The sequence below is a fragment of the Micromonospora sp. bgisy143 genome (assembly GCF_057708145.1).
Genome location: NZ_JBYIRN010000039.1, coordinates 37,349 through 45,418 on the forward strand (window position 1 = coordinate 37,349; position 8,070 = coordinate 45,418).

The window sequence follows — 8,070 nt, forward strand, 5'->3', positions numbered from 1 at the left end:
CTGCCCGTCGATCATGAAGTTATTGTCCCGACACGCCGATGACGGTGACGATAACTTCATGATCAGCGCGCGGTGGGGTCTCTGCGGTGGCGGGACAGGGCGCGGAGGGTTTCGGCCGTCGCTATCGCGTCGCTGCGGCCGCTGCCGTGCCGGCCGTCGGTGCTGTAGAGGGTCGGGTCGGCCGTCAGCGGGTGGTCGGTGAGGTGCACGTGGACCGTTCCCAGGCGTTCGGCCAGCCGTGCGGTGTGGGCGGAGAGGCGGCGCATCCGCTCACCGAGGCCGGCCCGGACGTGTTCGGGCACGGCCGGGCTGTGCGACACGTCGAACATGCCCACGGTGATCACGTCCGCGCCCGCCTCGCGGAGCGCGCCGATCATCGCGGTCAGCTCGACGTCGACCGCGTCCGCGTCGTACGCCGGATGAAAGGCGTCGTTGCCGCCGCAGACCACCAGCGCGAGGTCCGGTGCGGCGGCGAGCGCCGGGGCGAGTTGGCCGGCCCGCACCTGGTGCGCGCGCAGTCCGCGTCGGCCCAGATTCAGGTACGCCAGCTCGGGGCGTACCGCCCGCAGTTCGGCGGCGAGCCGGTCGACCCACTGCACGTCCGGGTAGCCCGGCGTCGGCTCGCACATGCCCTCCACCACACTGTCGCCGAGCGCCACGAACCGTCGCCACGGGTGCGCGCGCAGCAGCTCGGTGGCCTCGCCGGGACGCAGACAGTACGGGTCCGTCGATTCGCTCAGCGTCGATGGCATGCCGGCACGCTAGCCGACCGCCGTCTCCTCGGCCAGGCTCACCTCGGCCAGGTACACGCAGGTCCGTTCCTCGTGTGAGGAGTAGTAGCTGACCCACAGCCGGTCGTCGTGCCACACCAGACCGGGGTAGCTGGTGTCGCCGCCGGACGGCAGCGTCACCAGTTCGGTAAGCGTGCCGCGCTCGGGGTCGACCGCGCAGATCGCGGTCCGGATGTCGCCGTCGAGCAGGCGTACCCCGGCGATCAGTCGCCCGTCGGGCAGCCGCCGCAGCGCCGGGCCGCCCACCCGTACGCCCAGGTCGGTCCAGGTCCACTCACGGTACGGTGGGCCCGCGCGCCCGAGCTGCGCGGTGGCGCTGTCACCGTCGCGGCGCAGCAGGCAGTGCGCGGTGCCGTCCGGGGCGAAGGCCAGCCCGGACTCGTTGGGGTAGCCGCCCTCGAACAGCGTCGGCACCCACGGCCGCAGGTCGAGCCCGTCGACGCTGCGGTAGAGCCGGGCGAACCGGGGATCCCGGGTGGCGTAGGCGACGCCGTACATGGCGTCGCCGTGCCAGGCGGCCTGCCACACCCATACGTCCGGCTCGCCCACCGGCGTCGGCCCGCTCCAGGCGTGGCCGTCGTCGGAGAGCCAGGACACCGTCGTGAACGTCCCGGTCCGGGCCGCGGCGAGCAGTTGCAGCCGCCCGTCAGGCCGGGCCACGAAACGCGGGTCGCGCAGGTCGACGCCGGTCGCCGCCAGGACCGCCGCGGCACTCCACGCCCGTCCGTCCGTCGAGGTCAACACCCGGATCACCCCGTCGTCGGAGAGGTGGTTCCGGGCCTCACGAAAAGCGCAGAACCACGTCCGGGCGTGCCGGACGAGGTCGGTGAACGCGCTGTGCGGCGCGCTGTCGCCGATCCGGTGTACGGCGACGACCTCGGCGGTGGTGCGACGGGTGGGTGACGACGTCATGCGCGGCGGGCCTCCTGGCGCTGGTGGGCGGGACGCCCCCGGGACGACGGCCGACGGTAGCCGCCGCCGTCGACGCCCGGACGGCCGTGCGGCGAACGGCGGACAAACGGTGGCGTGTCGGATAGACGTCGCTGTGGGCGGCGTCGGCGCGCGGGGCCGGGGATCGATGGCGGCGGCCGGTCACGATGACGGTGGTCGGACGGCGTCGGTCGGGAGGTGGCAGCGTGTTCGCGTCGTTCCTGCAGCAACTGGCCAGCAAACTGGTCGAGGAGATCCTCAAGAAGATCGTCGAGTGGCTGGCGCCGAAGGCGCTGGGGTCGGTGCCGCACGCCGCCTCGCCGAACTGCCCGCGCTGCGGCGGGTACGGAGTGGCCCGCTGGGCGCCCGGCGGAGTGTGGCCGCTCTTCATCCCGTCGCTGCTGACGTTCACCTGGGGTTTCGCGGCCCTGCTGCTCAGCCTGCCGGTGCTGCTGTTCGGGGTGGTCGGCGCGCTGGTGACCGGCGAGGGAATGTCCGCTCTCGTCGCGCTGCTGGGTCTGCCGGTCTGGGCGACCGTGATGCTGCTGGGCGCGTTCGGGCTGGCCCACTACCACAGCTACCCGCCCAAGCGTTGCCACCGCTGCCACGGAAGCTGGCCCCGGCGGACGCGCGAGGAGTACCTGCGCGCGGCCCAGCCGGTGTTCGTCTGCGCGTGCGGCCAACGGCTGCGGGTGCCCCGCGCCGCCGGCTCACGGCTTCGCTGCCCGCGCTGCCGCACCGAACACGCCACCCCGGCGGCGGCCGGCCGCTGACGGCTCAGCGGCGTTCGTGCAGCAGTTCGTCGATCACCCGCTGGGAACCGGCGGGGTCGGGACCGTCGAGGGTGATCAGGGCCTTCCACAGTGCCCAACCGCGCCCGCGCGCCCAGGTGCCCGCGTCGACGTCGAGCGCGTCGCGGAACGCGGCCCGGCTGACGCCGTGCAGCAGGGTCCAGGCGATCACCGTGTCGCAGGCGGGATCGCCGACGCCGCAGCAGCCGAAGTCGATGACGGCGGCGAGCCGGCCGTCGCGCACCAGCAGATTGGCGTACGCGATGTCGCCGTGGAACCACACCGGCGGCCCGGCCCAGGTGGCATCGAGCGCGTCCTGCCAGACGGCGGTGACGGCGTCGACGTCGAGCCGGTCGCGGTGTGTCCCGATCGCCTCCCGGGTCTCGGCGTCGTAGGTGGACAGTGGCCCTCCCCGCCAGAAGCTGTGCGGGCCGGCCGCCGGGCCGTCGGTGGGGTCGACGGCGCGCAGGGCCCGCAGGAAGGCCGCGAGGTCCGTCGCGAACCGGGTCAGGTCGTCGATCCGCTCCGCGCGCGCGGTGTGTCCGTCGATCCAGCGGTAGACCGACCAGGGGTACGGGTAGCCCGCTCCCGGTCGGCCCTGGGCCAGCGGCACGGGGATCTCCCACGACAGCCGCTCGCCGAGCACGGGCAGCCACCGCTGCTCCTTGGCGACCTGGAGCATGTACCCTTCGCCGCTGGGCAGCCGCACGGTCATCTCGTCGCCCAGGTGGAAGGTGCGGTTGTCCCAGCCACCCACGTCGACGGGACGGACCGGCAGGTCGGCCCAGCGCGGGAACTGCTCGGCGACCAGGCGGCGCGCCAACGCGGCGTCGATCGGTGGGGCGGCCGGCTCGTCGGTGTGCGGCATATCGGGTGCGGGTTGTGCGCTCATCCGCCCGAGCCTGCGGGCTCCGAGGGCCGACCCGCAACCGATTTGCGTCCGATGGGGACCGGTCGGCCAACGCTCGGGACAGGTGTCGGGGAGGTGCCGGGAGGTGCCGGGCGGCCTGGCCCTACCTCAACTGCCGCCTTTGCTCTGCTTCAACCGAGGCAACACCGAAGCCCCGAAAGTGTTGCGTGGGTTGAAGCAGAGCAAAGGGGGCGTAGCAGCTGGTTGCGAGCCGTCCGCTGGGCAGCAGGACATCAGGCGGCGGCAGGTGTCGGCCGCGTCGGCGTCTTCGGGTTGGACCCCCTGGCCACCAGCGGAACTGCGGTGACGAGCAGGCAGGCCGCCGCCATCAGCAGCAGCGCCGGGGTGAGGCCGAACGCGTCCACCGACCAACCGCCGAGCAGCGCGCCGACCGGCAGGCCGACGAACGCCAGCGAACCGGCGATGCCGAGGACCCGGGTCTGCAGATCCGGTGGCACCCGCTCGTAGAGCGCCACCCCGAGCAGCGGATTCACCGCCGCGATACCGATCCCGGACACGAAGGTCACCGCGAGGACGACCGGCAGTTCGTCGCTGACCGCCAGCGCCACCAGCCGGGGTGTGCCGGCGACGGTAGCCCCGATCAGGAACGTCAACCGGCCGGGCAACCGGGGCCCGAGCGCGGTGAACGCCACGTTGCCCAGCAGCGCGCCCGCCGAGAACGCCGCCAACACGAGACCGAGCCCGCTCGGGCCGTGCAGTTCCCGGGCGACCCAGAACGGGATGTAGACGGCCACGCTCGCGTTGGCCACCATGTTCAGCGCCGAGACGACCACCAGCATGCCCAGCAGCGGCCGGTCCCGACCGAGGTAGCCGAAGCCGTCCCGCAGCGCGCGGAGGTAGCCCACCGGCGCGGCGGGCGTCGTCGGGGCGGCCGGCGGGCGGACCAGGAGGCCGATGAGCAGCGCGCAGATCGCGAAGCTGGCCGCGTCGATGAGGATCGCCTGGGTCACCCCGAACGCGGCGATCAGCAGACCGCCCACGGCGGCGCCGAAGAGCGTCACCACCCGGCTCAACCCGTCGTACGCCGAGGTGAGGCGGATCAGCGGTACCCCGGCGGCCTCGGCGACCGGCCGGAACATGACGTGCTTGACCCGGTCCCCGATGCCGCGCAGCGCCCCGGCCACCGCGACCAACGCCACCAGCGGTACGAAGCCCAGCCACGGCGTGAGCGCCACGACGACCATCGCCAGCGCGCTGCCCGCGTCGCAGAGGATCGACGTCCGGCGCAGGCCGATCCGGTCCGCCCAGGGTGTGCCGAGGGCGCTGGACAGCAGGTACGGGAGCGTCTCGGCGAACGCGACCAGACCCATCTTGGTGGGGCTGCCGGTGGTGACCAGCACCAGCCAGGGGATGGTCACCACGGAGATGCGGGTGCCCAGGTTGGAGATCAGGTCCGCGCCGACCAGGACGACCAACTGCCGACGGGGGGTCACGCCCCGACCGCCGCCGCCCGCCGCGCGGCGTACTCGGCGCGCAGCGCCCGCTTGTCCACCTTGACCGACCGGTTCACCGGCAACCGGTCGACGAACTCCACCCCGGCCGGCGCCCACATCTCGTTCAGCTCGGCGGTCACCAGGTCGATCAGGTCCACCGCGGTGACCGTCGCGCCCGGCGCGGGCACCACGTACGCGTACGGCACCTCGCCGACCTCGTCGTCCGGTACGCCGATCACGGCGGCGGCCCGCACCTGGGGGTGCCCGGCCAGCGCGTCCTCGATGGGCCGGCAGAAGATCGCCCAGTTCCGCCGGTGCGTGACGATCATGTCGTGCGCCCGGTCGACCAGGTAGAGGTAGCCGTCCTCGTCGAGGTGGCCGATGTCCCGGGTACGGACCCAGCCGTCGACGAGCGTCTGCGCGGTCAGCTCGGGCTGCCCGTGGTAGCCGGCGAAGCTGAGTCGGCTGCGCACCCACACCTCGCCGTCGTGACCTGGCGGCAGCACCACGCCGTCGTCGTCCCGGATCTCGATCCGCACGTCGCCGTAGGGACGCCCGCAGGAGCGCAGCCGCTCCGGGTGCTCCGGATCGTCGGTCAGCCCGGGCAGCGCGGTGATCACGACCGCCTCGCTGAGGCCGTACACGATGCGCAGCACCGGGCCGAACCGCGCGATGGCCTGGCGCAGCCGGGCGGGCGCGGCGGGCCCGGCGCCCACGTTGAACATGAACATCGCCGAGAAGTCCGCGCCCACCAGCGCCGGATGGTCCAGCAACTCGTAGAGCATCGGCGGGGTCACGAAGGTGGAGTTGATCCGCTCGCGCTGAACGGTCGCCACGAACGCCCTCGGGTCCCAGTCGTCCCGCAGGAACAGCACACCGCCGGTGAACATGTTGAACAGGGTGGTGATCTGGCCGCTGGCCAACCACATCGGCGAGTGCGACAGGTGCCGCAGCAGCGGGAAACCGGCGGCGCGGAAGTCGGCCGCGAGGGTGAGGATCTGGGCGTAGAAGCTCTCGGTGTGGTGCACCAGCTTCGGCGCTCCGGTGGTGCCGCTGGTCTGCAGGAACGACTCCGGCGCGGGGACCGTCGCCGGCAGCGGCACCGCAACCGCCGGCTCCGCCGTGAGGTCCGGGCCCGCACCGCCCGGGCCCAGGCAGCACACCGGTACGCCGGGCAGCGCGGCGGCCAGTTCCGGGCCCAGGCTGGCCGGGTCGCGGGCGTCGTAGACCAGGGCGTCGGGGCGGGCCAGCCGGACGAACTCGTCGACCTCCCGGCGGGCGGTCACCGGGGCGACCCACATCGTCCGGCAGCCGAGCAGGTGCAGCGCGAGCTGGAGCAGCGGACCCTCCACGGCGTTGGCCATGGTCACCAGCACCGCCGCGCCGGGGCGTACGCCGTGCCCGGCCAGCGTCGCGGCCATCGCGCGGACCCGCGCGGCGGCCTCGGTGTAGGTCAGGCGGTGACCACCGCCGACCAGCGCCTCCCGATCGCCGAACTCGGCGAACAGGTCCAGTGCCCTGTCCACATAGGTCGCGTGCCCGGGTCCGTCAGTCATCCGGCAAACCCCCATCGCAGGAAAGCGGCGGTCTCCGGGTCGGTTTCCCGGCGACGTCGCGGGCGGTGGGCGCGCGGTCGGCGACCGCACCGCCGCCGCCTGCGAGCCTAGGCCGGCGTGGGCGCGGCGGGACCGGGCCGAAGGGCGAAACCGCAGGCCCGGCGGACATTTGATCGTGTCGATCAGTCGATTGACGCCCGTCATCGGCGACGGCTAGGTTTCTGGACCATCGTCCAGCGGGAGCCGTCAGCGGACGGCCCTGGGCTGCCACACGATGGAGGTTCAATGTCGACCCCGAAGAGATGGCATGTCGTCACCGCCCTCGCGGCGTTACTGGTCACCGCAACACCCGCCGTCGTCGCCACCGCCGGCGGATCGGCCACCGTCGCCGGCCGCCCGGACCGGGGCGAGTGGGCGGGGAGTTGGGCCGCGGCGGTCACCCGGGGCAACTCGGTCGGCCTGACCAACACCGGCCTGAACGACCAGAGTGTCCGGATGGTCGTGCACGTCTCGGTGGGTGGCCCGGCGCTGCGGGTACGGCTGAGCAACCTCTACGGCGAGCAGGCGGTCCGGGTGGGCCGGGCCACCGTGGCCCGGCCGAACACGGCGACCGCCGACGACGTCTCCGACATCGACCCGGCCTCGCTGCGCCCGCTGACCTTCACCGGCGCGGCCTCGGCGACCATGAACCGGGGCGCCGAGTTGCTCAGCGATCCGCTGACCTTCGCCGTCGCGGACGACAGCGACCTGGTGATCACCCTGCACTTCCCGACGCCGACCGGGCCGACCACCTTCCACGGGCAGTCCCAGCAGACGAACTTCATCGGCGCGGGCGACCTCACCGGGGCGGCGGACGGCGCCGGTTTCACCATCCGACCGAACTGCTGCTGGTTCTTCCTGTCCGGCGTCGACGTGCAGCGCAAGGGCACCCCCGGCGCGCTGGTGGTGCTCGGCGACTCCATCGGCGACGGCAACGGCAGCACCGTCAACGCCAACCGGCGCTGGCCCGACCTGCTCGCCGACCGGCTGCTCGCCGACCGGCCCGACAAGCGCACCCCGGGCGTGCTCAACCTGAGCCTGGCCGGCAACCGCCTCAACCACGAGGGCACCGAGCCGGGCGCCGGGGACTACCCCGGCTACTTCCAACTCGGCCCGAACGCGGCGGCCCGCCTCAACGAGGACGTCTTCGCCCAGACCGGGGCGCGCACCGTCGTCACCCACCTGGGCATCAACGACATCTGGATGTCCAACGACTCGTCCGAGGCCATCATCGCCACCCTGCGGCAGATCAACCAGCAGCTCCAGCAGCGCGGGCTGACCAGCCTGGTGGCCACCCTCACGCCGTACGAGGGGCACGGCGCGCCCGGGGTGTGGACGCCGGAGAAGGAGGCCACCCGGCAGGCCGTGAACGCGTACCTGCGCGGCAGCCGGGAGTTCGACGGGCTGCTCGACTTCGACCGGGTGCTGCGGGACCCGGCCAGGCCCAGCCAGTTGCTGCCCGCGTACGACTCGGGGGACCACATCCACCCGAACGACGCCGGCAACAAGGCGATGGCCGACGCCGTGCCGTTACGGCTGCTCGGCCTGTGACACCACCGGGGGCGGGGGGGGGGGTCCCCCCCCCCCCCCACCCCCACA

At 73.2% G+C, this 8,070-nt stretch carries 7 protein-coding genes; 2 read left to right on the forward strand and 5 right to left on the reverse strand.

What is annotated here, in order from left to right; all coding sequences use genetic code 11:
* Nucleotides 1-62: 62 nt before the first annotated feature.
* Together AC3EN4_RS29645 and AC3EN4_RS29650 are read right to left on the reverse strand one after the other, a co-directional pair.
* Nucleotides 63-752, reverse strand: a complete 690-nt coding sequence (locus AC3EN4_RS29645; RefSeq protein WP_435209620.1) for an SGNH/GDSL hydrolase family protein — start codon at nt 750-752, stop codon at nt 63-65.
* Between the two features lie 9 nt (nt 753-761).
* Complete coding sequence (locus tag AC3EN4_RS29650; RefSeq protein ID WP_435209622.1) at nt 762-1,703, reverse strand: exo-alpha-sialidase; 942 nt, start codon at nt 1,701-1,703, stop codon at nt 762-764.
* Between the two features lie 224 nt (nt 1,704-1,927).
* Here AC3EN4_RS29650 and AC3EN4_RS29655 point away from each other — a divergent pair, with 224 nt between their 5' ends.
* Nucleotides 1,928-2,494 carry a hypothetical protein gene (locus AC3EN4_RS29655; protein ID WP_435209624.1) on the forward strand — a complete coding sequence of 189 codons (567 nt, stop codon included), beginning with the start codon at nt 1,928-1,930 and terminating at the stop codon, nt 2,492-2,494.
* A 4-nt stretch (nt 2,495-2,498) separates the two neighbouring features.
* On the opposite strand, the gene AC3EN4_RS29660 is transcribed toward AC3EN4_RS29655, so the two are convergent.
* From AC3EN4_RS29660 to AC3EN4_RS29670, 3 genes are all read right to left on the reverse strand, one after another.
* Nucleotides 2,499-3,404, reverse strand: a complete 906-nt coding sequence (locus tag AC3EN4_RS29660; RefSeq protein WP_435209625.1) for an aminoglycoside phosphotransferase family protein — start codon at nt 3,402-3,404, stop codon at nt 2,499-2,501.
* Nucleotides 3,405-3,655: 251 nt separating this feature from the next.
* Nucleotides 3,656-4,876 carry an MFS transporter gene (locus tag AC3EN4_RS29665; RefSeq protein WP_435209626.1) on the reverse strand — a complete coding sequence of 407 codons (1,221 nt, stop codon included), beginning with the start codon at nt 4,874-4,876 and terminating at the stop codon, nt 3,656-3,658.
* A complete protein-coding gene (locus tag AC3EN4_RS29670; protein WP_435209628.1) occupies nt 4,873-6,432 on the reverse strand; it encodes an AMP-binding protein in 1,560 nt (519 codons plus the stop codon). Before AC3EN4_RS29670 ends, AC3EN4_RS29665 begins: the two co-directional genes overlap by 4 nt.
* Nucleotides 6,433-6,717: 285 nt before the next feature.
* On the opposite strand from AC3EN4_RS29670, the gene AC3EN4_RS29675 reads away from it, so the two are divergent.
* The gene (locus AC3EN4_RS29675) at nt 6,718-8,022 is read left to right on the forward strand and encodes an SGNH/GDSL hydrolase family protein (protein WP_435209630.1); all 1,305 of its coding nucleotides are present in this window, start codon (nt 6,718-6,720) and stop codon (nt 8,020-8,022) included.
* The last annotated feature ends 48 nt before the right edge of the window (nt 8,023-8,070 follow it).